The organism is Micromonospora sp. WMMA1996 (assembly GCF_002573675.1).
In the GTDB taxonomy this organism is placed as follows: Bacteria; Actinomycetota; Actinomycetes; order Mycobacteriales; family Micromonosporaceae; genus Micromonospora; species Micromonospora sediminicola.
Genome location: NZ_PDHU01000001.1, coordinates 3962551 through 3985696 on the forward strand (window position 1 = coordinate 3962551; position 23146 = coordinate 3985696).

Below are 23146 nucleotides of genomic sequence, written 5' to 3' on the forward strand. Positions count from 1 at the left end.
CGTTCGGAGATCACGAGGAGGGCAGATGGCGACTCCCGCCCAACCCGACGACATCACGTCGTACACCCGACGACACCGCTCCCGGTGCCCCGCACCGGCGGGCCGGCGATGATCCGGCCCACCACACCGGGTGGCCCTGACGCGGACGGCGTCGGCACCCTGCCCTGCGTCTCGCTGACCACCGACTACGGGCTCGCCGACGGGTTCGTGGCGGCCTGCCACGGCGTGCTGGCCCGGCTCGCGCCCACCGCCCGGGTGATCGACGTGACGCACCTGGTGCCGCCGGCCGACGTACGCCGGGGCGCGGCGGTGCTCGCGCAGACCGTGCCGTACCTGCCGTGGGGGGTGCACGTCGCGGTGGTCGACCCGGGGGTCGGCACCGAGCGGCGTGGGATCGCGCTCGCCACGCCCGGCGGGTTGCTGGTCGGGCCGGACAACGGGCTGCTGGTTCCGGCGGCGGAGGCGCTCGGCGGGGTGACCGACGCGGTGGAGCTGACCAACCCCGACTGGTTGGGCCCGGTCGTCTTCCGCACGTTCCACGGGCGGGACGTGTTCGCGCCGGTGGCCGCCCGGCTGGCGCTCGGCGCGCCGCTCGCCGAGGCCGGGCCGGCCGTGGATCCGGGCACGCTGGTCCGGCTGCCGGAACCGGTGGTCCGCGCCGAGCCCGGCGGCCTCAGCGCCGAGGTGCTGACCGTCGACCACTTCGGCAACGTGCAGCTCGCCGCGCCCGGCGCGCTGCTCGACGGCCTGCCGTCCCGGGTGCTGGTGAACGGGCACGAGGCCGTGCACGGCCGCACGTTCGGCGACGCCCCGCCCGGCGCCCTGGTGGTCCACGTCGACTCGGCCGGTCACGTGGCCGTCGCGGTGAACACCGCCCGAGCCGCCGACACCCTCCGCGCCACCCCGGGCGACGTGCTCACCATCACCACCCCCCGCCCCGGCGATCTTGCAGTTGACGCCCCGACACAACGGACGAAAGCCCCGGAGAGAGGGCCCTAACTGCAAGATCGACGGGGGGTCGGAGGGTCAGCAGCGGGGGACGGTGCCGCCGTAGACCGAGGACAGGTACGCGTGGCTGACGTAGGTGCCGCCGACCAGGCGGTACCACCTGGTCGTGGTGCGGTAGGTGCCGGCGATCCGCTGGCCGGTCACGTAGCACTGGACCGGCACGTGGGCGTGGGTGGCGGCCAGGCCCCGGCTCGCGTACGCGGTGCTCGCGCCGGTGCGCAGGTTCAGCGGCCCGGAGCCGACCACCGCCCGCGCGCCGCCGCCGGTCCACAGCAGCGTCACGTCCACCCACGCGTTGTCGCGCAGCCGCAGCCCGTCCCAGAACGTGCCGTCGGCCAGGTCCAGCCCGGCGGGGTTGCGCACGGTCCGCCCGAACTGGTCGCGTCCGCCGTTGTAGCCGTCCTGGTAGGCGGCCTGCGCCTCGGGCAGCCCCTGCGGCAGGTCCTTCCAGTTCTCCCGGACCGCCGCCGGGTTCCACCAGTCGTCCCGGGTGTTCCACGGGCCGACGTCCCAGACCGGGGCGTACTCGCAGCGGCTGCCGCTGGTGGTGCAGACCTTGACCGTGTAGTCGCCGGTGTCCCGGGGGGAGAGACCCCGCCGGGTGGGCAGCGCCGCGAAGTGGTCCCGGGTGGCGACGGTGTGCCCGTTGGCGGTGACGCCGCCGACGAGACCGATCCGGGTCGCGTACACCCGGTAGGTGCGCGCGGCGGCCGGCTGGGCCGCGGTGGCCGCGACCTGGTCGGCGGTGAGGGTCAGGCCGGTCACCGCGGCCTCGGAGGCGGCGTCGCGGGTGGTCAGCACCACCCGTGCCTGCACCCGGGTGACCGGCTGGTCGAAGACCGCCTCGGTGGCGTCGCGCCACTCGGTCCAGCCCCGGGCGCGCCAGCCGCGTACCTGGGCCGTCACGCCGCCGCCGTCGGCGGTCCGGGCGGCGAGCCGGGCGCGGACCCGGGTGGCGGGCCGGTCCAGCGCGCGCGGCGCGACGAGCAGGATGCCCTCGGCGACCGGGCCGCCCGCCGCGGCGGGTCGGGTGCGGGCGCCGGGCCGGGGGTCGGCCAGCCGCAGGCGGCCGGACCGCCAGGCGACGTTGACGTCGTCGCCCCCGCGCACGGCGAGGTCGACGGTCCAGCGCTCGGCGGCGGCGGGGTCCGGAGCGGCGGCGGGTGGCGGCGCGGCCGTCGCGGGGGCGCCGGGCAGTCCGGCGGCGACGGCGAGCAGGGTGGTCAGGGCGACGAGGGTACGTCGTCGGGCACAGGCCATGTCATTCTCCTCAGAACCTCCTGATCGTTGCGTTTCCGCAGATCAAGTGGAACCTCAGTACAAATAGCGACACATGCGAATTCCACTCGGCCGGGGGACAATGGGCGGGTGCCCGAAGGCGACACCGTCTGGAACACCGCGCGCGTCCTGCAACGCGCGCTGGCCGGGGCCCGGCTCACCGGGTCCGACTTCCGCGTGCCGCAGCTGGCCGCCACCGACCTGACCGGCTGGACCGTGCGCGAGTCGGCGAGCCGCGGCAAGCACCTGCTGCTGCGTCTCGACGACACCGACGCCACGCCCTGGACGCTGCACTCGCACCTGCGGATGGACGGCGCGTGGCGGGCGTACGCGCCGGGCGAACGCTGGGCGGCCCGGCCGGCCCACCTGATCCGGGTGGTGCTCCGCTCCCCCGGCGCGGTGGCGGTCGGCTACCACCTGCACGAGCTGGCGCTCGTGCCGACCGGCGAGGAGGAGTCGCTGGTCGGTCACCTCGGGCCGGACCTGCTCGGGGCGGACTGGGACCCGGACGAGGCGGTCCGCCGGCTGTCCGCGCACCCGGACCTCAGCATCGGCGAGGCGCTGCTCGACCAGCGCAACCTGGCCGGGGTGGGCAACCTCTACAAGTGCGAGGTGCTGTTCCTGCGCGGCGTGTCCCCGTGGACGCCGGTGCGCGCGGTGCCGGACCTGGCCGGCGCGGTCACGCTGGCCCAGCGGTTGCTGGCCGCCAACCGGGGGCGCTGGACGCAGAGCACCACCGGCGTGCTGCGCCGGGGCGGGACCAGTTACGTCTACGGCCGGCGGGCCCAGCCGTGCCGGCGCTGCGGGACCGCGATCCGCAAGGAGGAGCTGGGCGACCGGGTCACCTACTGGTGTCCGGCCTGCCAACCCGAACGCGAGTGACGTGGAACTTCCACGAACCGTCGAAGATCCCCCGAGATACGGACGATTGGGTACTTCCCTCCCGCACCTTCGGCATCGCATGCTGCGGTGGACCGCTCACCGATCGTCAGCAGCGCGTACGCCCGCCACGCCGGGGTGACGGCCGGCGCGCCCCGATCCCGGGGAGAGCCATGGTGCTGTTCCGCAGACTCCGGCCCGGCCGGCCGGACCGGGCCGCCACGGTAGCCGAGGAGACCGCGCCCACCGTCCCGACCGCCCGCGGCGCCGAGCCGGAACCGGCCGGACCGGCGCCGGCCAGCCTGGACCCGGCCGCCGTGCCGCGCCTGTTCGGCCCGGTGCCGAACACCGCCGGCAGCCCGCTGCCCACGCTCGACGCCGACGGCCGACCGGTGCCCGGCACCGGCATCCGCAAGTTCGTCGACCCGCTGCCGGTCCCCGGCCGGCCGGCCACCGCCGGGCTCGGCGCCCGGCTGCCGGTCGCGGTGCCCGACACCATCACCTGGCCGGGCTGCGACTACTACGAGATCGGCCTCCAGGAGTACGCGCAACGCCTGCACCGGGACCTGCCCGCCACCCGGCTACGCGGCTACCGCCAGCTCAACCTCGGCACCGACTCCACCGGCCACAACACGGTGAGCCCGCCGGACCGGCCGTGGCACCTCGGCCCGATGATCGTGGCCCGACGGGGCCGGCCGGTACGGATCAAGTTCATCAACCAGCTCCCCACCGGGCGGGCCGGCGAACTGTTCCTGCCGGTCGACGAGACCGTCGACGGGGCCGGCCCCGGCCCGCTGGACGGTCCCGCGCCCTACCCGCAGAACCGGGCGGTGCCGCACCTGGCCGGCGCGCAGACCGCCTGGATCAGCGCCGGCAACCCGTGGCAGTGGGTCACCCCGGCCGGCGAGATCACCCCGTACCCGGTCGGGGTGGGCGTCGTCCCGGTGCCGGACATGCCACCCCCGGGCGCCGGCGCCACCACGCTCTACTTCCCGAACGAGCAGAGCGGCCGGCTGATGTGGCTGCATGACAACACGCTCGGCCTGTCCCGGCTCACCGTCTACTCCGGGCAGCTCGCGCTCTACCTGCTCACCGACCCGGCCGAGGAACGGCTCGTCGACGACGGCGTGCTCCCCGCCGACCAGCTCCCGCTGGTGATCGAGGACAAGACGTTCGTGCCCGACGACGCCCAGCTCGCCGCCCAGGACCCGACCTGGGACCGGGAGCGCTGGGGCGCCAAGGGCAGCCTCTGGCACCCGCACGTCTACCAACCACGACAGAACCCGTACCGGCTCGGCGGCGGCAACCCCACCGGCCGCTGGGACTACGGACCGTGGACCCACGACCCGGACGGCGGGGCCAGCCCGTGGGTCGCCCCGGTGCCGAACCCGCACCACGACCCGGTCACCGACCCGGACGAGCCGCCGCTGGTCCCGGGCGTGCCGCACCCGTCGGCCGTGCCGGAGGCGTACGGGGACACCCCGCTGGTCAACGGCGTGGCCTACCCGTACCTGGAGGTGGCCCCGCGGGCCTACCGGTTCCGGATCCTCAACGCCTGCGCGGACCGGGCGCTCAACCTCCAGCTCTACCGGGCCGCCTCGGACGGGCCGATGTGGACCGACGACGGCACGCCGGCCGACCCCCGGTCCGGGGAGGTGCCGATGGTCGAGGCGGTCCGGGCGCCCGGCCGCCCCGCGTACTGGCCGGTGGACGGACGCGACGGCGGCGTGCCCGACCCGGCGGCGGCCGGGCCGGAGATGATCCAGATCGGCAACGAGGGCGGCCTGCTCCCGGCCCCCGTGGTGCGGCCCAACCGCCCGGTCGGCTACCGCTACGACCGGCAGGACCCCACCGTGCTCAACGTGGACGGGCACACGCTCCTGCTCGCCCCCGGGGAGCGCGCCGACGTGGTGGTCGACTTCTCCACCGTGCCACCGGGCAGCACGCTGATCCTCTACAACGACTGCCCGGCGCCGCTGCCCCGGTTCGACCCCCGCTACGACCACCACACCGGCGCGCCGGACCACGCCGCCGCCGGCGGCCTGCCCCCGGCCCGCCCCGGCTACGGCCCGAACACCCGTACCCTGCTCCAGATCCGGGTGACCGGCGACCCGGCCGAGCGGTACGACGTGCGCCGACTCGCCGCGCGGCTGCCCGGCGCGTACGCGCAGAGCCAGCCGCCGCCGATCGTGCCGCAACCGGCGTACGACGCGGCGACGGGCACCCGGACCGCCCGGCCGACGCTGGTCCCGGCGCGGGCCGACACGGTCACGTTCACCCCGACCGGCGCGTCCGCGCCGGTCACGCTGCCGCTGGCGGTCAAGTCGGTGGGGCAGGTGTTCGAGCCCCGGCACGGTCGGGCGGTCGGGCGGCTCGGGGTCGGCCACCCGGTCGCCGGGCCGCTCACCCCGGCCACACTGCCGCTCGGCCCGGTCGACCCGGCCACCGAGGTGCTGCACGTGACCGACCCGGCCGTGCCGATCGGCGCGGCGGCCGACGGCACCCAGCTGTGGCGGATCGTCGGCGACGCCGAGCGCACCCACCCGGTGCACGTCGAGGGCTGCGACATGCAGCTGGTCAACCGGGTCGGCTGGGACGGCACCGTCCGCCCACCGGACCCGGGAGAGCTGGGCTGGAAGGACACCGTCCGGGTCGACCCGCACGAGGACGTGGTGGTGGCGCTGCGCCCCGTCGTGCCCGCCCTGCCGTTCACGATCGGCGACAGCGTACGGCTGCTCGACCCGACCCGGCCGGCCGGCGCGCGGCTCGACGCCAGCCCGGTCAGCCCGGTCGACGGCCGACCCGCGGTGGTGGTCAACCAGCTGGTCAACCTGGGTTGGGAGTATCGCTGGCAGACCCGCTCGGCGGGGCTGCGCGACCAGGGCATGAGCCGTCCCCTGGTGCTGCGCGTGGCGCCGACGGCACCGACCGGGCTGACCGCGACCCCGGCGCCCGGCTCGGCCACCGCGCTGCCCGCCATCGCGCTGGCCTGGACCGGCAACGGCAGTCGCCCGCCGGCCACCAGACACCGGTTGCAACGCGCCACCGACAGCGCCTTCACGGCCGGGCTGACCGAGATCACCGTGGCCGCCACCGCGACCCGCTACACCGACGCCACCGTCACCCCCGGCGTCTCCTACCACTACCGCATCCGCGCCGAGAACGCGGTGAGCTGCTCGGCCTGGTCGAACAGCGTGCCGGCCACGGTCCGGCTGGCCGCCCCGGAGCGGCTGGCCGCGGTGGTGCCGCCGGCCGCGCCGCTGCGGGTGTCGCTGCGCTGGACGAACCGCTCGTTCGCCACCGGGGTGGACGTGCAGCGGGCCACCAACCCGACGTTCACCAGCGGGCCGGGCACCACCGCCATCGCCGTCGGCGAGGCCCACCTGGACCCGGCGGTCGCGCCGGACACCACGTACTACTACCGGGTCCGCACCACCTACCTGGGCGCGGCGTCACCCTGGTCCACGGTGGCGGCGGTGGCCACGCCGCCCCGGCCCGCCACGCCCACCACGGTGTCCGCCACCGCCGGCGCGCCCGCCCCGGACACCGCCACGGTCACCCTGACCTGGTCGGCGGAGAGCATGGCCGGACCGGGGGCCGGGTTCGTGGTGCAGCGCGCGACCGACCCCGCCTTCACCCGGGAGCCGGCCACGTTCAGCGTGACCGGTCGCGGCTTCACCAACACCGGCCTGGCCCGAGGCGTCACCTACCACTACCGGGTACGCGCGACGAACGTCGTCGGCACCTCCCCCTGGACCCCCCCGATCCAGATCACCACCCCCACCTGACCCCCCCGCTGATGAAGTCAGCATCGGTCGATCATGAGGTCAGCGGCGGAATCCGAGATCAACACCGCCGCCAACTTCATGGTCAACGAGGAATGGTCGGCCCGGGGCGGGCCCGTCAGGGGGTGCGCAGGGGGGTGCGGAGTTCGGCGAGGGCGGAGGCCACGCCGTGCAGGAGGTCGGTGGCCTCGGTGAGGCGGGCGGCGGCCGGGTGCTCGGTGTTCGGTCGGGCGTCCTCGGCCACGTAACCGGCGGCGGCCACCACCAGCCGCTCGTAGGCGGCCACCCCGTCCGTCAACTGGGTGACCAGCGTGGCGTGCACCTCGGCGAGCGGGCCGCGCGGAGCCATGTTCAGCGCGCGTTCCACCCCGGCCACCCGGGTCGCCAGCTCCCGCAGGGACCGGTCGGCCTCGGCCGCCTCCCGGACCGCCGGCTCGGCCAGCCCGGTCATCCGGCCGGTCAGCCCGGCCAGGGTGAGCGCGGCCCGATCGAGGCGGGCCCACGGCTCGGCCGCGGCGGTGCCGCGCAGCGCGAGGCGGGAGCGGACGCGGCGTACCTCGGCCAGGACGCCCGGCCCGACGGGCAGCCGCTCCACGGCGGCGACCAGCCGGGCGCGGGAGCGGGCGGCGGCCTCGGCCGGGTCGAGGGCGGGTGGTGGCGGCACGGCGGCGAGGGCCCGGTGGTCGATCCAGCGCCAGGCGGCCACCGCGATCGCGCTGCCGGCGGCGCCGGCCCAGGCCGCGTCCGGCAGACCCAGCCCGGCGTACGGGGTGAGCACCGCGGCGGCACCGCCGAGCCCTCCGGCCAGGACGCTCCACCGGCGCGCCGAGCCTCGCAGTTTGCGCAGTCGGCGGAAGTGTCGCGCCCGCTCGTCCACCATCGGTCCCTCTCCGTCCGTCAGCCGGTGGTGCTCTCCCCGGTGCTCCGCTCGCGGCTCATGCTGGCCCGGATCTCGTCCAGCCGGGCGGCGGCCGCCGGGTCGGTCGGCTGCCCCACGGCGGGGCGCTCCTGCCGACCGCCGAGCTGCTCACCGGCCATGCCCGACCGGATCTGCTCCAGTCTCGCCGATCCGGCCGAGTCGAGCGTCGCCTTCTGGATCTCCAGCATCCGGCCCTCGACCGAGTTGCCGGCCAGCTCGGCCCGGCCCATGGCGGTGGCGTAGCGGCGCTCGATCCGATCGCGCACCTCGTCCAGCGACGGGGTGCTGGCGGGCGCGGTGAGCGACGACATCGACTCCAGCGACTTGGCGACGCTCTCCTGCATCTTCGCCTGCTCCAGCTGGCTGAGCAGCTTGGTGCGCTCGGCCAGCTTCTGCTGGAGGATCATCGAGTTGTTCTCGACCGCCTTGCGTGCCTGCGCGGCCGCGCCGAGCGCCTGGTCGTGCAGCGTCTTGAGGTCCTCCAGCGCCTGCTCGCCGGAGACGAGCTGGGTGGCGAGCAGCTGGGCGGACTGTTCGTAGCGCCCGGCCTCGGTCTCGTCGCCCCGGCCCCGGGCCTGGTCGGCCAGCGCGAGCGCCTGCCGGGCGTTGCCCTGGAGCTGTTCCACCTCGGTCATCTGCCGGGACAGCTTCATCTCCAGCTGGCGCTGGTTGCCGATCACCGCCGCCGCCTGCTGGACCAGCGCCTGGTGCTGCCGCTGGGCCTCCTCGACGGCCTGCTGGATCTGCACCTTCGGATCGGCGTGCTCGTCGATCTTCGCGCCGAAGAGCGCCATCAGGTATTTCCAACCCTTGACGAACGGGTTAGCCATCTCCGCCTCGTCCCCTCAGTAGCGTCGCGCCTACATCGTCCCAGCCGGACGCCACTCCGGCACCCGTACGCTCCTGATCAACATTACGACGCGGGCGCCACCGGTGCCCACGGCGCGACGGCGGGGTCAGGCGGCGCAGACCACGTCCCGCTCGGCGGGGCGGACCCGGGTGCTGCGCAGCGTCGCCTTGAGCGGCGAGTCCTGGCGGACCTGGACGGCCACCGAGCCGTCGGAGGTGACCTGACGGACCCCCCGGTTGGTCGCCTTGCGCACCGCGGCCGCGGCCACCGGCGTCGGCTCGACCGGCTCGTCGACCACCGGCACCAGCACGCCGGGCATCTGCTCGGCCAGTGCGACCGTGTCGCTGACCTCGCGCAGCAGCTCCGACAGGCGGGCGCCGAGCGCGTCGCAGATGGCGGCCAGCAGCTCGCTGGAGGGCTCCTTCTGGCCGCGCTCGATCTCGGAGAGGTAACCGAGGCTGACGTTGGCGGCGGACGACACCTCGCGGAGGGTGCGGTGCTGCCCCTGCCGGCGTGCCCGCAGCGCGTCACCGATCACCCGGCGTAGCAGGACCATCGCACCTCCCCCTGAACGGGAACCACCTTCCCCGACCGACCCTGCCGCGCCCGGGGCGGCGGACCACCCGGGGCGCCGACGTCGTCCGCCGGAGCCTTCCCGCAACCGTACCCGTTGACCGCCACGACGACATCCCACCCCGCCTGTCCAATCCCGTCCGGCGACGGGCCGGCGCATCCGGGCGGGGCGGTCATCGCCGGCCGGCGCCGGCCGGGTCGACGTCGGTGGCGACCTGGATCCGCTCGGCGAGCAGGCGCAGCGCCTCGATCACCGCGGCCGAGCGGATGTGGTCGCGGCCACCGTCGAGGTCGAGCCGGCGGACCTCGGTGCCGGCGGGGCCGGCGACCGCCACGTAGACCAGCCCGACCGGCTTGCCGTCCTGGGGTTCCGGCCCGGCGACGCCGGTGGTGGCCAGCCCCCAGACCGCGCCGCAGCGCCGCCGCCCGCCCTCGGCGAGGGCGGCGGCCACGTCCGGGTCGACCGGCCCGCGCGCGGCCAGCAGATCCTCGGGTACGCCGGCCAGCGTCGCCTTGAGCTCGGTGGCGTAGACCACCAGACCGCCCCGGTAGATCGAACTGACGCCGGCGATCTCCACGATCGCGGCGGCGAGCAGGCCGCCGGTCAGCGACTCGACGGTGGCCAGCGTCTCGCCGCACTCGTGCAGGCGGTGCACGACGGCGGCCGCCGGGCTGCCGGCGGGTCGCTGGTGTCTCGCGTCGGTGTCCATGACCGCCCCTTCTTCCCGCCCGGCGCCGGCTTACTCGTCGGCCGTCCGGATCAACGGGTGGGACGCCGCAGCCGCAACGCCTGGGCGATGTAGTCGAACCCGGTGACCACGGTGACGACGACGGCGGCACCCATGATCCACGGGCCGACCGGGGCCAGCGCGTCCGGCATCGGCCAGAGGTACCAGGTGATCGCGAGGATCTGCAGCGCCGTCTTGATCTTCCCGCCCCGGCTGGCCGCGATCACCCCGTGCCGGATCACCCAGAAGCGCAGCGCGGTGATGCCCAGCTCCCGGGCCAGGATCACCACCGTCACCCACCAGGGCAGCCGGTCGTACCAGGAGAGCAGCACCAGCGCGGCGCCGGTGAGCGCCTTGTCGGCGATCGGGTCGGCGACCTTGCCCAGCGAGGTGACCAGCTGGAACCGGCGGGCGATCCACCCGTCGACCAGGTCGGTCGCGGAGGCCACCACGAAGATCAGACAGGCCACCGTCCGCCAGCCGGCGTGGGTCATCCCGGACGCCACCACGGTGGCCGCGAAGACCGGCACCAGCACCAGCCGCGCGCCGGTCAGCAGGTTCGCCGCGTTGAGCAGCGGTACGGGTGCCGCCACCGTCGACTCCGCCCCGGTCATGTCCGGCACCGCCCCCCGTGGCTTCCCCGCTCCGTCCGGGCCCGCCGTCACCGTGCCGCGCCGGGCGCCGCCGAGATCATCTCATCCGGCACGGCGACGAGGTCGACGCCCTCGGTCGCGGTCACCGTGGCCCGGACCAGGTCGCCCGGGCGCAGCGCGGTCAGGTCGACCCCGGCGGCGTCCGGCGCGACCAGGGTGGTCGAGCCGTCGACCTCGGGCGCCTGGTGCGCGGCCCGTCCCTCCACCACGCCGTCGGCGACCGAGTCCACCAGCACCTCCACCGTCGAGCCGAGCCGCTCCTCGGCCCGCTGCGAGCACAGCTCGTCGGCGAGCGCGCTGAGCCGGTCGTACCGCCGCTTGACCGTGGCCGCGGAGACCTTGCCGGGCAGGCCAGCGGCCTCGGTGCCGTCCTCGTCGCTGTAGTCGAACATGCCGATCGCGTCCAGCCGGGCCTCGGTCAGGAACCGGACCAGCTCGGCCACGTCCTGCTTCGTCTCGCCGGGGAAGCCGACGATGAAGTTGCTCCGCGCGCCCGCCGCCGGGGCCAGCGCGCGCGCCGACGCCAGCAGCTCCAGGAACCGGTCGGTGGAGCCGAACCGGCGCATCCGGCGCAGCACCGGCTCGCTGGAGTGCTGGAACGACAGGTCGAAGTAGGCGGCCACGCCGGGCGTGGTGGCGATCACCTCGACCAGCCCGGGCCGGGTCTCGGCGGGCTGGAGGTAGCTGGCCCGCACCCGGACGATCCCGTCGATCACGGCGAGCTGCGGCAGCAGCTTCTCCAGCGCGCGCGGGTCGCCCAGGTCCTTGCCGTAGGAGGTCGAGTTCTCGCTCACCAGCACCAGCTCGCGGACGCCGGTCTTGGCCAGCCACTCGGCCTCGGCGAGCAGCTCGTCGGGGGTACGCGAGACGAACGCCCCACGGAACGCCGGGATGGCACAGAACGCGCACCGACGGTCGCAGCCGCTGGCCAGCTTCAGCGAGGCCACCGGGCCGGTGTCGAGCCGGTGCCGCAGCACCTGGCGCAGGTGCGCCGGGGTGTGCGCGTCGGTCTCCGGGGCGACCCGGGTCGGGGTGCCGTGCCCGGGCAGCGACACCGCCGCCTCGCGGCGCTTGACCGGGGTGAGCGGGAGCAGCTCGCGCCGGTCGCGCGGGGTGTGCGCGTCGATCGCCTGCCCGGCCACCACCGCGTCGAGCCGGGCGGCGATGTCCGGGTAGTCGTCGAAGCTCAGCACCGCCTGCGCCTCGGGCAGGCTGTCGGCAAGCTCACGGCCGTAGCGCTCGGCCATGCAGCCGGCGGCGACCACCTTGGCGCCGGTGTCGGCGGCGGCCAGCAGCGTCTGGATCGAGTCCTGCTTGGCCTTCTCCACGAAGCCGCAGGTGTTCACCACCACCACGTCGGCGCCCTCGCCGTCGGTGGTCACCTGCCACCCGTCGGCGTGCAGCCGGGCGGCCAACTCCTCCGAGTCGACCTCGTTGCGGGCGCAGCCCAGGGTCAGCAGGGCGACCCGGCGCCCGTCGGATTGCGGGGAGGAGGAGGTGGCAGACACCATCCGAGGGTACCGGGCCGGTTCCGGACCGCCACGCCACCCGCCCGGGCGGTCAACGGGTCGGGACGGCCACCCGGGCCAGGCGGTCCAGCAGGAACACCTCGGTGCCGGCCAGGCCGGTGGAGCAGAACACCGAGATCTGGTCCGCGCCGGTCCGGCCGGGGACCGCGCCGGCCAGCACCGCGCCCAGGTCGCGCAGCCGGCCGGCGTACGGCTCGACCGCGGCGAGCATCGGCGGCGCGTACGCGGCGGCCTGCCCGGGCGAGTCGGTGACCAGCAGGTCGGCGGCGTCGAGCAGGTCCGGGCCGAACTCGTGCCGGTCGACCTGCTTGAAGCCGACGGTGTTGACGTGCGTGCCCGGGGCCAGGTCGGCGGCGGCCAGCACTGGGGTGGTGCTGGTGGTGGCGAGCACCACGAGATCCCGGTCACGCACCGCGGCGGCGGCCGAGCCGACAGCCCGGGCCGGCACGCCCAGCTCGGCCCGGACCCGGGCGGCGAACGCCTCCCGCCGGGCGGCCGAGCGGCTGTGCACGGTCACCTCGCGCAGTGGCCGGACCGCCGCGGCGGCCCACACCTGGGTCCACGCCTGGCGGCCGGAACCCACCACGCCGAGCGTGGCGGCGTCCGCGCGGGCCAGCGCGTCCACGGCCACGCCGCCCAACCCTCCGGTACGCCGGGAGCCCAGCTCCTCGCCGACGGCGATGGCGCGCACCGCGCCGGTGGTGGCGTCGTGCAGCACGACGAGCTGCCCGCTCTCCGGGTGCCCGAACGTGTCGTAGGAGCGGAAGCCGTACCACTCGCCGGTGAGGTGGCCGGCGGTGAGCACCATCCGGCCCCCGCCCAGCGGCGCGGACGCCCGGGGCGGGGCGATCAGCCGCCCGGCGTACGCGGCCAGCAGCGCGTCGCGCATGGCGGCCACGGTGAGCGGGGCGTCCACGGCCGCCGCGACGTCCTCGTCGGAGAAGAGCACGGTCATGGCAGCCATCCTGCAACCTGAAGTTCGCGTGAACTCCAGCGATGGTGGGCTTTCTCACCCCGCCTCCGGTTCGCCCCGGGCGGTGCTAGCGTCGGCCACGACGGCCCGTGGGCCGTCCCGGACGAGTGGTGGGCGTACCCGGTCAGGCCAAGACGCCCCGCGTGAACCGACCGCCGCCCGGCCGACCGCGCCGGGCCCGCCCGTCAGAGGTGAATCGTCATGGCCTGGATCGTGTTGGTGCTCTCCGGACTGCTGGAGACCGCGTGGGCGATCGCGCTGGACCGCAGCGCCGGCTTCACCCGCCCGCTCCCCTCCGCCGTCTTCGCCGTCACGCTGGTCGGCAGCATGGCCGGCCTGGCGTACGCGCTGCGCGACATCCCGGTCGGCACCGGCTACGCGGTGTGGGTCGGCATCGGCGCGGTGGGCACCGCGCTCGTCGGCATGTTCGCGCTCGGCGAGCCGGCCAACCTGCCCCGGATCGCCTGCCTGCTGCTCGTGGTGGCCGGCGTGGTCGGACTGAAGCTCTTCCACTGATCGATGGGTGATCCGGTTTGGACGGCGGTGGCGGCGGGGTAGGTGATCCCCAGCTCACCGGCAGAGATCACCCACGGAGGACACCATGGCCGACATCCACGCCACCGCCCGCCCGCGCAGCAACGCCGCCCGGATCTGCACCATCATCGCGTTCGTCTTCGCGGCCATCGCGATCTTCGTGCCGTTCCTCGGCCTGGTCGGTCTGATCCTCGGCATCGTCGGCGCGGTGCTCGGCGACAAGCCGCTGGGCTGGTACGCCGCCGCGGCGAGCGTCGCCGGCGCCGTCCTCGGCTTCATCCTCGCCGCCGCCATCCTGAACGCCTGAGCACGTCCGTCAGCACCACGAGGGCCCGCCGGTGATCCGGCGGGCCCTCGTCGTGGACCCGTCTACTCCTCGCCGCCGCGCAGGCCGACCAGGACCTCCTCCAACTCGTCCGGTTTGACCAGCACGTCGCGGGCCTTGGAGCCCTCGGACGGGCCGACCACGCCCCGGGTCTCCATGAGGTCCATCAGCCGGCCCGCCTTGGCGAAGCCGACCCGCAGCTTGCGCTGGAGCATCGAGGTCGAGCCGAACTGCGAGGTGACCACCAGCTCGACCGCCTGCACCAGCAGGTCGAGGTCGTCGCCGATGTCCTCGTCGATCTTCTTCTTGCTGTCCTGCGCCGGGGCCAGCACGTCCGGGCGGAACTCCGGCTCCCGCTGGTCCTTGCAGAACTTGACCACGTCGGCGATCTCGCGCTCGGTCACCCAGGCGCCCTGGATCCGCACCGGCTTCGACGCGCCCATCGGCAGGAACAGGCCGTCACCCCGGCCGAGCAGCTTCTCCGCGCCCGGCTGGTCGAGGATGACCCGGGAGTCGGCCAGCGAGGACGTGGCGAACGCGAGCCGGGACGGCACGTTCGCCTTGATCAGACCGGTGACCACGTCCACCGAGGGCCGCTGGGTGGCCAGCACCAGGTGGATGCCGGCGGCCCGGGCCAGCTGGGTGATCCGGACGACCGAATCCTCCACGTCGCGGGGCGCGACCATCATCAGGTCGGCCAACTCGTCCACGATGACCAGCAGGTACGGGTACGGCCGCATCTCCCGCTCGCTGCCCGGCGGCGCCTTGATCTCGCCGTTGCGCACCTTGCGGTTGAAGTCGTCGATGTGCCGGACCCCGTTGGCGGCGAGGTCGTCGTAGCGCATGTCCATCTCACGCACGACCCACTCCAGCGAGTCGGCCGCCTTCTTCGGGTTGGTCACGATCGGCGTGACCAGGTGCGGGATGCCCTCGTAGCCGGTCATCTCGACCCGCTTCGGGTCGATCAGCAGCAGCCGCACCTCGTCGGGCGTGGCTCTGGTCAAGATGGACACAAGCAGACTGTTCAGGCAGCTCGACTTCCCGGCGCCGGTGGCGCCCGCGATCAGGATGTGCGGCATCTTCGCCAGGTTGGCCACCACGTAGCCGCCCTCGATGTCCTTGCCGAGCGCCACCACCATCGGGTGGTGGTCGCTGGTCGCGGCCCGCGAGCGCAGCACGTCGCCGAGCGACACGTTCTCCGGGTCGGTGTTCGGGATCTCCACGCCGACCGCGCTCTTGCCCGGGATCGGGCTGAGGATCCGCACGTCCGGCGACTTCACCGCGTACGCGATGTTGCGGGACAGCTGGGTGATCCGCTCGACCTTGACGCCCGGGCCCAGCTCCACCTCGTAGCGCGTGACGGTCGGGCCGCGGGTGAAGCCGGTGACCGCGGCGTCCACGTCGAACTGCTCGAAGACGCCGGTCAACGCGGCGATCACCTCGTCGTTGGCCTTGCTCCGGGTCTTCGGCGCGGCGCCGCTGCCGAGCATGTTGGCCGGCGGCAGCGTGTAGTCGCCGGCCAGCCCGGTGAGCGCGAGCTGCTCGGCGCGGGTCGGCAGCGGGGAGTGCTCCGGCGGCTCCACCGGCTTGCGGTTCGCCGGCACCTTCATCTTGCGCGGCAGCACGATGGTGTCCTGGAGGTCCACGCCGGCCAGCTCGTCGTCCGGGTCCAGCGGGTCCGTCGGCGGCGGGAGCCGCTTCGCCGGCCGCCTGCGGGCCGGCTTCGCCGGCGCCTCGACCTCGGCCTCCTCCTCGACGACGGGCGCGTCCGGGTCGGCGCGCAGCCCCAGCCGCTCCGGGATCTTGTTGATCGGGGTCGCGGTGACCACCAGCAGGCCGAACACCAGCAGCAGGAGCAGCAGCGGCATGGCCACCCAGGCGGTCACCGCCGACTTCAGCAGGTCGCCCACGCCGGCGCCGAGCAGGCCGCCGGCGAAGTCGCGCTGCACCTCGTCCACCGGGTTCTGGCCGATGTGCAGCATCGCGGCGGTGGCCAGCAGCATCGAACCCCAGCCGACCAGGCCACGGCCGCGGTGCTCCGGGTCGGCGGGCGTGCGCATCAGCCGCCACGCGCCGACCATGAACAGCACCGGCAGCACGATGGAGATGGCCCCGACGAAGAGACGCACGGTGTCGGCCAGGTGCCGGCCGACCGGCCCGGCGCCACCGCCCCAGATCCCCACCGCGCTGAGGATGGCCAGGCCGAACAGGAGCAGGCCGCCGCCGTCGCGGCGGTGCTCCGGGTCCAGGTCCCGGGTGGACGCGGCCTGCCGGCCGGCCGCCCGGAAGCCCCAGCCGACCGTGTGCGCCAGCCCCATCCACATCGCGTTGACGGCGCGGCCGACGAACGCGGCCGGGCTCGGCCCGGACGCCGGGCGCCGGCGCACGGGCTTGCGCGCCGTCTTCTTCGCCGGTTGGCGCGCACGGTTGTTCGTGGTGCCGCGCGGCGACGCGCCGCGCCGCCGGCTCGCCTGAGAGGTACGGCCCGCCATAGAGTCACGGTAACGGCGGTACCCGGCGGAACGCCGCTTTTCCGGGTCGTGTCCGCGCGTCGCAGCACGGATCGGACCGTCGTTTGTGTTATTCGCCTCAGAAGGGATGCCCGATGGCGTCGCCGGAGATCGAGGACGGTCCGGACGGTCCCCTGGCCGGACACCCGCAGGCGTTGCGGCCGTTGACCGGCGAACTGATCGCCGCCGTGCTGACCCACCGGGGGTACGCGGTGGCCGAGGAGCCCGACGGCGCGCTGGCCGGTCGCTGGGAGCGGGCCCTGATCTGGTTCCACCGCCGGGGCGGGGCCGGTGAGCTGCTCCAGGTCCGCACCGTGGCCGCGTACCGGTTCGGCATCGAGCGGGTGCCCGACCTGCACGCGTTCTGCAACACCTGGAACCACGACCGGCTGTGGCCGAAGGCGTACGTGCACGTCGCCGACGACGGGTCGGCCCAGGTCTGCGGCGAGGTCACCACCGACCTGGAACGCGGGGTCACCCCGCACCAGCTCGACCGGCTCGTCGAGTGCGGCGTCACCACCGGCTGCCAGCTCGCCGACGCGGTCGCCGCGCTGCCCGGCGGGTCGGTCCGGTGACGACCGCCCGCGACCGGGGGCTGGCCGCCGCGCTCGCCGACGCCCGGGACCGGCCCGACGGTGCGGAACGCTGCGCCGAGCTGGAGCGGATCGCCGCCCGGGCCGACGCCACCGGCGACCCGCGTACCGCCCTGTCGGCCCGGTTCGCGCTGGTCGAGGCGTACCTGCACCTGGGCGAGCGGTGGCGGACGGTGGAGCCGGTGCGCCGCATGCGGGCCACGCTGGCCCGGCACCCCGGGCTGCTCGACGCCCGCCCGGACGAGGCGACCCGGTTGCGCCGGCACCAGCGGCAGGCGGTGGAGGCGCTCTTCGGCACCCCCCGGGTCGGCCTGGACCAGGCCCGGTCCCTGCTGGACACGCTCGCCGCCGAGGTGGGTGAGGACGCGGAGGCGGTCGCCGAGCTGCGCTGCCGGCTCGCCGACCACCTCGGCGACGAGCCGGCCGCCCGACGCGCCTACGCACGCTGGTCGGCCGGTGACGGCGCGGACCCGGTGGCTGGCTGCCCCGGCTGCGCCCCGGCCCGGCGGGCCGAGCTGCTGGCCGGTTGGGGCGAGCCGGACGCGGCTCTCGCGGCGCTGGGTCCGGCCTTCGCGCCGGACTGCACCGACCAGCCCGAACGGGGTCTCGTCGCGGGCCTGTTGCCGTGGCTGCGTACCGGCGCGCAGGTGCGGGCGGGCCGGGCGCACGTGCGCGCCTACCGTCGGCACCGCCGGGAGCGGGCCGCGTTCCCGCTGCTCGCCACGCACCTGCGGTTCTGCGCGCTCGGCGGGCACCTGCACCGTGGACTGGAGGTGCTGGCCGAGCAGCTGCCCCGGCTGGACCGGCCCGCGGACGACCTGTCCGCGATGGAGTTCGCGGCGGCCGGCGCGTTGCTCTGCGGGCTGGCCGCCGAGGCCGGCCTCGGCGGGCGGCGGATCCACCGCCCCGGGCACGGTTCCCGACCGGCCGCCGAGGTGGACGTGGCGACGTTGGGCGGGCAACTCCAGGCGTTGGCCACCGCGTTGGCCGGCAGCTTCGACGCCCGCAACGGCACCGGGCACCAGTCCGGCCGGATCGCCTCCTGGCTGGCCGAGCGGCCGCTCGCCGCGCCGGTGCCGCTGCCCGCCGAGAGCGAGTTCGACGAGGACCCGGAGACCGACCCGGCCGAGCCGGGGCCGCCCGGGCCCGAGGAGCCGGCCCCGCTGGACGCGGCGCTGCTGACCGGCGCGCTCGACGCGCGGGGCGAGCCGTACACGGTGGAACCGGACGGCGCCCTGGCCGGACGCTGGGGTGAGGCGACGATCCAGTTCCGCCGGCTCGGCGACGTGCTGCACGCCCGGGTGGTGGCGGCCCGCCGGCTGCCGGCCGACCGTCGGGCCGAGGCGTACGCGTTCTGCAACGCCTGGAACCACGACCGGCTGCTGCCCGCCGCCTATGTGCACGAGCCCGGCGACGGGACGCTGGTGCTGGCCGCCGGCGTCTCCACCGACCTGTCCTGCGGCGTGGCCCCGGCCCAGCTCGCCGTGCTGGTGGCCGCCACGATCCGCACCGGCGCCGCGTACGCCGACGCGGTCGCCGCGTTGCGCCCCTGACGCGGCGCGACCCCCGACCACCGGGCGGTGGTGGTCGGGGGTCGCGGTCCCGGGGCCGACGGCGGCGTCAGCGGGCGGAGAACGCCAGGGTGTACGTGCCGGAGCCGGACAACCCGACGACCCGGTAGCGGTAGGCGCCGGCCGGGGTGTCGGCGGTCAGCCGGGCGATCCCGTCCGCGCCGTCCGCGCGGGCCACGGTGCGGAACGCGCCGCCGGTGAAGCGTTGCAGCTCCAACACCACCCGGGCGCCGTCCGGCGCGGCGACGCAGGCCTCCTGCGCGCCACCGGCCACCCGGAAGAAGCGGCCGTCCGGCTGCACCTGGGCGCGCCCGGCGGTGATCCGGCCGGTCCGGCTCACCTGGCCGGTGCACTCGGTGTCGGCGGCCGGCGGCGCGGGCGGCGTGCTCACCGGCGGCGCGGTCTGCCCGCCACCGGCCGGCGGCTCGGCGGGCGCCTGCTGGCCGCCGGTGGTGACCAGGGTCAGGTTGTTGCGCTGGAGGATCTCGTTGACCGGCTGGAAGAACGTGACCCCGCCCCGGGTGCAGTCGCCGGACCCCCCGGAGGTGACGCCCTGCGCCTGGTCTCCGGAGAGCCACGCGCCCCCGGAGTCGCCCGGTTCGGCGCAGACGTTCGTCCGGGTCAGCCCGGTGACCGTCCCCTCCGGGTAGTTGACCGTGGCGTTCTTGGCCTGGACCACACCGCAGCGGGTGCCGGTGGTGGAGCCGGACCGGCAGATCGAGGCGCCGACCGGGGCCTCGGTGGAGCCGTTCACCGCCACCGTGCCGCCGTTGAAGTCGTTCACCACGCCCTGCGGCGTCCAGTCGCCGTTGACCTCGACCACCGCCCAGTCGTCACCCGGGAACGAGGACGCCGCGAACGTGCCCTGGGCGACCCGGTTCGACCCGGTGGTGCGGTCCCCCGGCCGGCCGCAGTGCCCGGCGGTGACGAAACCGCCGACCACCGAGAACCCGACCGAGCAGCGGCCGGCGTTGTTGATGAAGAACGCGTCGCCGCCCCGCACGTCGAACAACGGCCGGGGGGCCTCGTCGGCGGTCCGCACCCGGACCGTGCCGCCGTCCGCCCCGCCGGCGGCGGCGAGCCGGCGGCCGGCCGCCTCCGCGCCCGGTCGGGCGACCACCACGACGGAGTTGCTGGCCACGTCGACGTACCAGCCGGCGATGTCCGGGCCGGCGTCCGCGCCGGCCGCGTCGAGGCGGGTCTTCACCGCGTCCAGCTCGGCGACGCCACGCGCGACCCGCTTCGGCACCGCGCCGGCCGCCGTCACCCGGGCCTCGGCGGCCGGGTCGGCCACCGCCACGGTGAGCGTGGCGCCGTCGGCGCTGAGCCAGCTGCCGCCGTAGTCGGCGCCGAGTTCGGTGCGCAGCCGGGTGACCGTGCCGGCCGCCCAGCGTTCGGTGCGCAGCCGGCGTACCGCCTGGTCGCGGGTGAGCGAGAGGTCGCGGCCCAGCGCGTCCAGGACCTCCGGGGCCACGCCGTCGGCGGCCGGGGCGGCCCTCCGGGGTCCCTCGCCGGCGAACGACGGCAGGGTCACCGCCGCCGTCAACCCGGCCGCCGCCACCAGTACGCCGATGGCTGTCATCCGTCTGCGGTCCATCCGCCACGCTCCTCCCGACCGGCGCAGGGGCACGCCGGCCGACCGGGAGTACGGAGACGGACGCCGATCGGTTGAGCAGGGGCAAGCGGTTTCGACGCAGCGTGTCGGGGCGTACCCGGAAAGCGACGACGCCGGCCCACCGCGGACGGTGGGCCGGCGCTCGGGCGCGGTCGGTCAGACCTCGACGACGGTCGGGACGATCATCGGGCGGCGCCGGTACGCGTCGTTGACCCAACGGCCCACCGTGCGGCGGACGATCTGCTGGAGCTGGTGCGGGTCGGTGATGCCGTCCGCGGCGGCCCGGTTCAGCGCCTCGGTGACCAGCGGGATCACCGGGTTGAACGCGGCCGGGTCCTCGGAGAAGCCCTTCGCCGAGACGGTCGGCCCGGCGACCACCTTGCCGGTGACCGAGTCGACCACCACGGTGGTGGCGATGAAGCCGCCGTCGCCGAGGATCCGCCGCTCGGTCAGCAGCGACTCGCTGACGTCGCCCACGGCGAGGCCGTCGACGTAGACGTAGCGGCTCTTCACCCGCCCGACCAGGCTGGCCCGACCCTCGACCAGGTCGACCACGTCGCCGTCCTCGCAGAGCACGACCCGGTCCGGCGCGACGCCGGACTCGATGCCGAGCCGGGCGTGCGCGCGCAGGTGCCGCCACTCGCCGTGCACCGGCATCAGGTTGCTCGGGCGGACGACGTTGAGCAGGTAGAGCAGCTCGCCCGCCGGGGCGTGGCCGGAGACGTGCACCTTGGCCACGTCCTTGTGCACCACCACGGCGCCGGCCCGGGCCAGCCGGTTGATCACCCGGTAGACCGAGGTCTCGTTGCCCGGCACCAGCGACGAGGCCAGCACCACGGTGTCGCCGGGCGCGATGGTGATGTGCCGGTGGTCGCCGCTGGCCATCCGGCCCAGCGCGCTCATCGGCTCGCCCTGCGAGCCGGTGGACATGAGCACGATCTGCTCGGGCGGCAGGTTGGTGGCCTCCTCGATGCCGACCACCAGGCCGGGCGGGATGTTGAGCAGGCCCAGGTCGCGGGCGATGCCCATGTTGCGGACCATGGACCGGCCGATCAACGCGACCTTGCGGCCGTGCTCGATGGCCGAGTCGAAGACCTGCTGCACCCGGTGCACGTGCGAGGCGAACGAGGCGACGATGATCCGCCCCTTGGCCTTCGCGAAGATCGAGTCGAGCACCGGCCCGATCTCCCGCTCCGGCGTGACGAACCCCGGGATCTCCGCGTTCGTCGAGTCGGAGAGCAGCAGGTCGACGCCCTCGGCGCCGAGCCGGGCGAAACCGGCCAGGTCGGTGATCCGCCCGTCCAGCGGGAGCTGGTCCATCTTGAAGTCGCCGGTGTGCAGCACCAGGCCGGCCGGGGTGCGGATGGCCACCGCCAGCGCGTCCGGGATCGAGTGGTTCACCGCGAAGAACTCGCACTCGAACGGGCCCAGCCGTTCCCGGCCGCCCTCCCGCACGGTCAGCGTGTACGGCTGGATCCGCCGCTCGGCCAGCTTCGCCTCGACCAGCGCGAGGGTGAACTGGGAACCCACCAGCGGGATGTCCGGCTTGTGGGCGAGCAGGTACGGCACCGCGCCGATGTGGTCCTCGTGGCCGTGCGTGAGCACGATCGCCTGCACGTCGGCCAGCCGGTCCAGGATCGGCCCGAAGTCGGGCAGGATCAGGTCCACGCCGGGCTGCTCGACGTCGGGGAAGAGCACCCCGCAGTCGACGATGAGCAGCTTGCCGTCGTACTCGAAGACGGTCATGTTCCGGCCGATGGCGCCGAGTCCGCCGAGCGGGATGATCCGCAGGCCGCCCTCCGGCAGCGGCGGGGGCAGCTCACCCTCGATGTGCGCCTCGGTCACGCGTCACCTCATTCTGCGACGCCGTCGCGCGGCGTCCGTCGTGTCGTTGAATCATTCGGGCAGGGGCAGGCCCGCCGCGGCGCAGTCGGCGCGCAGCTGGGCCAGTTCGTCGCCGGTGGCCTCGACCAGCGGCGGTCGTACCGGGCCGGACGGCAGACCCTGGGTCGCCAGTCCGGCCTTGACCAGGATGGTGCCCTGGGTGCGGAAGATGCCGGTGTAGAGCGGCAGGAGCCGCCGGTGCAGGGCGAGCGCCCCGGCCGTGTCGCCGGCCTCGAACGCCTCGATCATCTGCTTCGTCCCCACCCCGGTGAAGTGGGTGGAGGTGCCGACCACGCCGACCGCGCCGATCGACAGCATCGGCAGGGTGAGCGCGTCCTCGCCGCTGTAGAACGCGAGGTCGCTGCGGGCCAGCACCCAGGAGGTGGCGGTGAGGTCGCCCTTGGCGTCCTTGACCGCCACGATCCGGCCGTGTTCGGACAGCTTCACCAGCGTGTCGGTGGCGATCGCGACACCGGAGCGGTGCGGGATGTCGTAGAGCATGACCGGGAGCCCGGTGGCGTCCGCGACGGTGGTGAAGTGGCGCAGCAGCCCGGCCTGCGGCGGCTTGTTGTAGTAGGGCGTGACCACGAGCAGACCGTGCGCGCCGGCCTTCTCGGCCTGCGCGGCCAGCTCGACGGTGTGCCGGGTGTCGTTGGTGCCCACCCCGGCGACGATGCGGGCCCGGTCACCGACCGCCTCGACGACCGCGCGGATCAGCGTCTCCTTCTCCGCGTCGGTCGTGGTCGGGGACTCGCCCGTGGTGCCGTTGAGCACCAGCGCGTCGTTGCCCTGCTCGTCGACGAGATAGCGGGCCAGCCGGGCGGCGCCGTCGAGGTCGAGCGCCCCGTCCGGGGTGAACGGGGTCACCATGGCCGTGATCACTCGCCCGAACGGGCGCGACGGGCCCCGCTCCGGGGCGGCAGGGTGGTCGTGCGTCAT

General features: G+C 75.1%; 19 protein-coding genes and 1 riboswitch. Of the genes, 7 read left to right on the forward strand and 12 right to left on the reverse strand.

What is annotated here, in order from left to right; translation table 11 throughout:
* Positions 1 to 108 precede the first annotated feature (108 nt).
* Entirely contained in the window at positions 109 to 999 is an 891-nt protein-coding gene (locus COO58_RS18240) for an S-adenosyl-l-methionine hydroxide adenosyltransferase family protein (RefSeq protein WP_098746440.1), read from the forward strand.
* 27 nt (positions 1000 to 1026) lie between these two features.
* Here the strand turns inward: COO58_RS18240 and COO58_RS18245 are convergent, their stop codons facing one another.
* Positions 1027 to 2268, reverse strand: coding sequence for a hypothetical protein (locus COO58_RS18245; RefSeq protein ID WP_098745888.1), 1242 nt, complete (start codon positions 2266 to 2268; stop codon positions 1027 to 1029).
* Between the two features lie 108 nt (positions 2269 to 2376).
* Here COO58_RS18245 and COO58_RS18250 point away from each other — a divergent pair, with 108 nt between their 5' ends.
* Together COO58_RS18250 and COO58_RS18255 are read left to right on the forward strand one after the other, a co-directional pair.
* Positions 2377 to 3168 (forward strand): DNA-formamidopyrimidine glycosylase family protein, encoded by a 792-nt coding sequence (locus COO58_RS18250; RefSeq protein WP_091579808.1) that lies wholly within the window; start codon positions 2377 to 2379, stop codon positions 3166 to 3168.
* Positions 3169 to 3338: 170 nt separating this feature from the next.
* Positions 3339 to 6953 (forward strand): multicopper oxidase domain-containing protein, encoded by a 3615-nt coding sequence (locus tag COO58_RS18255; RefSeq protein WP_098745890.1) that lies wholly within the window; start codon positions 3339 to 3341, stop codon positions 6951 to 6953.
* 115 nt (positions 6954 to 7068) lie between these two features.
* Here the strand turns inward: COO58_RS18255 and COO58_RS18260 are convergent, their stop codons facing one another.
* The 7 genes from COO58_RS18260 to COO58_RS18290 form a co-directional block, all read right to left on the reverse strand.
* The gene (locus COO58_RS18260; RefSeq protein WP_098745892.1) at positions 7069 to 7830 is read right to left on the reverse strand and encodes a hypothetical protein; all 762 of its coding nucleotides are present in this window, start codon (positions 7828 to 7830) and stop codon (positions 7069 to 7071) included.
* Positions 7831 to 7847: 17 nt separating this feature from the next.
* The gene (locus COO58_RS18265; RefSeq protein ID WP_098745893.1) at positions 7848 to 8699 is read right to left on the reverse strand and encodes a PspA/IM30 family protein; all 852 of its coding nucleotides are present in this window, start codon (positions 8697 to 8699) and stop codon (positions 7848 to 7850) included.
* Positions 8700 to 8825: 126 nt separating this feature from the next.
* Entirely contained in the window at positions 8826 to 9275 is a 450-nt protein-coding gene (locus tag COO58_RS18270; RefSeq protein WP_091579827.1) for a helix-turn-helix domain-containing protein, read from the reverse strand.
* A gap of 190 nt (positions 9276 to 9465) precedes the next feature.
* Positions 9466 to 10002: a CinA family protein gene (locus COO58_RS18275; RefSeq protein WP_091579831.1), complete on the reverse strand. Its 537-nt coding sequence runs from the start codon at positions 10000 to 10002 to the stop codon at positions 9466 to 9468.
* 50 nt (positions 10003 to 10052) lie between these two features.
* Positions 10053 to 10634, reverse strand: coding sequence for a CDP-diacylglycerol--glycerol-3-phosphate 3-phosphatidyltransferase (pgsA, locus tag COO58_RS18280; RefSeq protein ID WP_172967830.1), 582 nt, complete (start codon positions 10632 to 10634; stop codon positions 10053 to 10055).
* 47 nt (positions 10635 to 10681) lie between these two features.
* On the reverse strand, positions 10682 to 12184 hold the full coding sequence (rimO, locus tag COO58_RS18285; RefSeq protein WP_098745895.1) for a 30S ribosomal protein S12 methylthiotransferase RimO: 1503 nt from the start codon (positions 12182 to 12184) through the stop codon (positions 10682 to 10684).
* Between the two features lie 49 nt (positions 12185 to 12233).
* Entirely contained in the window at positions 12234 to 13157 is a 924-nt protein-coding gene (locus COO58_RS18290) for an ornithine cyclodeaminase family protein (protein WP_176558894.1), read from the reverse strand.
* Positions 13158 to 13253: 96 nt separating this feature from the next.
* Positions 13254 to 13319, forward strand: a riboswitch (guanidine-III (ykkC-III) riboswitch).
* A gap of 57 nt (positions 13320 to 13376) precedes the next feature.
* On the opposite strand from COO58_RS18290, the gene COO58_RS18295 reads away from it, so the two are divergent.
* Together COO58_RS18295 and COO58_RS18300 are read left to right on the forward strand one after the other, a co-directional pair.
* On the forward strand, positions 13377 to 13691 hold the full coding sequence (locus tag COO58_RS18295; RefSeq protein WP_091579845.1) for a multidrug efflux SMR transporter: 315 nt from the start codon (positions 13377 to 13379) through the stop codon (positions 13689 to 13691).
* Between the two features lie 85 nt (positions 13692 to 13776).
* On the forward strand, positions 13777 to 14016 hold the full coding sequence (locus COO58_RS18300) for a hypothetical protein (protein ID WP_091579848.1): 240 nt from the start codon (positions 13777 to 13779) through the stop codon (positions 14014 to 14016).
* 62 nt (positions 14017 to 14078) lie between these two features.
* Here COO58_RS18300 and COO58_RS18305 read toward each other — a convergent pair whose 3' ends face one another.
* Positions 14079 to 16526, reverse strand: a complete 2448-nt coding sequence (locus COO58_RS18305; protein ID WP_091579853.1) for a DNA translocase FtsK — start codon at positions 16524 to 16526, stop codon at positions 14079 to 14081.
* Positions 16527 to 16639: 113 nt separating this feature from the next.
* On the opposite strand from COO58_RS18305, the gene COO58_RS18310 reads away from it, so the two are divergent.
* Both COO58_RS18310 and COO58_RS18315 read left to right on the forward strand, forming a co-directional pair.
* Positions 16640 to 17119 carry a YbjN domain-containing protein gene (locus tag COO58_RS18310; RefSeq protein WP_091579857.1) on the forward strand — a complete coding sequence of 160 codons (480 nt, stop codon included), beginning with the start codon at positions 16640 to 16642 and terminating at the stop codon, positions 17117 to 17119.
* Positions 17116 to 18690, forward strand: coding sequence for a YbjN domain-containing protein (locus COO58_RS18315; protein WP_098745896.1), 1575 nt, complete (start codon positions 17116 to 17118; stop codon positions 18688 to 18690). Before COO58_RS18310 ends, COO58_RS18315 begins: the two co-directional genes overlap by 4 nt.
* Before the next feature lie 67 nt (positions 18691 to 18757).
* On the opposite strand, the gene COO58_RS18320 is transcribed toward COO58_RS18315, so the two are convergent.
* The 3 genes from COO58_RS18320 to dapA all read right to left on the reverse strand — a co-directional run bounded on the left by COO58_RS18320 (position 18758) and on the right by dapA (position 23146).
* Complete coding sequence (locus tag COO58_RS18320; RefSeq protein WP_098745898.1) at positions 18758 to 20305, reverse strand: S1 family peptidase; 1548 nt, start codon at positions 20303 to 20305, stop codon at positions 18758 to 18760.
* Between the two features lie 174 nt (positions 20306 to 20479).
* On the reverse strand, positions 20480 to 22168 hold the full coding sequence (locus tag COO58_RS18325) for a ribonuclease J (protein WP_091579866.1): 1689 nt from the start codon (positions 22166 to 22168) through the stop codon (positions 20480 to 20482).
* Positions 22169 to 22219: 51 nt separating this feature from the next.
* Positions 22220 to 23146 (reverse strand): 4-hydroxy-tetrahydrodipicolinate synthase, encoded by a 927-nt coding sequence (gene dapA / locus COO58_RS18330; RefSeq protein ID WP_098745900.1) that lies wholly within the window; start codon positions 23144 to 23146, stop codon positions 22220 to 22222.

What these genes read in the sequence shown, in the direction of transcription:
- COO58_RS18295 (WP_091579845.1), top strand. Translation starts at nt 13,377, where the DNA reads ATGGCCTGGATCGTGTTGGTGCTCTCCGGACTGCTGGAGACCGCGTGG.
- COO58_RS18290 (WP_176558894.1), bottom strand. Translation starts at nt 13,157, where the DNA reads ATGACCGTGCTCTTCTCCGACGAGGACGTCGCGGCGGCCGTGGACGCC.
- COO58_RS18305 (WP_091579853.1), bottom strand. Translation starts at nt 16,526, where the DNA reads ATGGCGGGCCGTACCTCTCAGGCGAGCCGGCGGCGCGGCGCGTCGCCG.
- COO58_RS18255 (WP_098745890.1), top strand. Translation starts at nt 3,339, where the DNA reads ATGGTGCTGTTCCGCAGACTCCGGCCCGGCCGGCCGGACCGGGCCGCC.
- rimO (WP_098745895.1), bottom strand. Translation starts at nt 12,184, where the DNA reads ATGGTGTCTGCCACCTCCTCCTCCCCGCAATCCGACGGGCGCCGGGTC.
- COO58_RS18300 (WP_091579848.1), top strand. Translation starts at nt 13,777, where the DNA reads ATGGCCGACATCCACGCCACCGCCCGCCCGCGCAGCAACGCCGCCCGG.
- COO58_RS18240 (WP_098746440.1), top strand. Translation starts at nt 109, where the DNA reads ATGATCCGGCCCACCACACCGGGTGGCCCTGACGCGGACGGCGTCGGC.
- COO58_RS18310 (WP_091579857.1), top strand. Translation starts at nt 16,640, where the DNA reads ATGGCGTCGCCGGAGATCGAGGACGGTCCGGACGGTCCCCTGGCCGGA.
- pgsA (WP_172967830.1), bottom strand. Translation starts at nt 10,634, where the DNA reads ATGACCGGGGCGGAGTCGACGGTGGCGGCACCCGTACCGCTGCTCAAC.
- COO58_RS18245 (WP_098745888.1), bottom strand. Translation starts at nt 2,268, where the DNA reads ATGGCCTGTGCCCGACGACGTACCCTCGTCGCCCTGACCACCCTGCTC.
- COO58_RS18270 (WP_091579827.1), bottom strand. Translation starts at nt 9,275, where the DNA reads ATGGTCCTGCTACGCCGGGTGATCGGTGACGCGCTGCGGGCACGCCGG.
- COO58_RS18320 (WP_098745898.1), bottom strand. Translation starts at nt 20,305, where the DNA reads ATGGACCGCAGACGGATGACAGCCATCGGCGTACTGGTGGCGGCGGCC.
- COO58_RS18275 (WP_091579831.1), bottom strand. Translation starts at nt 10,002, where the DNA reads ATGGACACCGACGCGAGACACCAGCGACCCGCCGGCAGCCCGGCGGCC.
- COO58_RS18265 (WP_098745893.1), bottom strand. Translation starts at nt 8,699, where the DNA reads ATGGCTAACCCGTTCGTCAAGGGTTGGAAATACCTGATGGCGCTCTTC.
- dapA (WP_098745900.1), bottom strand. Translation starts at nt 23,146, where the DNA reads ATGACGCACGACCACCCTGCCGCCCCGGAGCGGGGCCCGTCGCGCCCG.
- COO58_RS18260 (WP_098745892.1), bottom strand. Translation starts at nt 7,830, where the DNA reads ATGGTGGACGAGCGGGCGCGACACTTCCGCCGACTGCGCAAACTGCGA.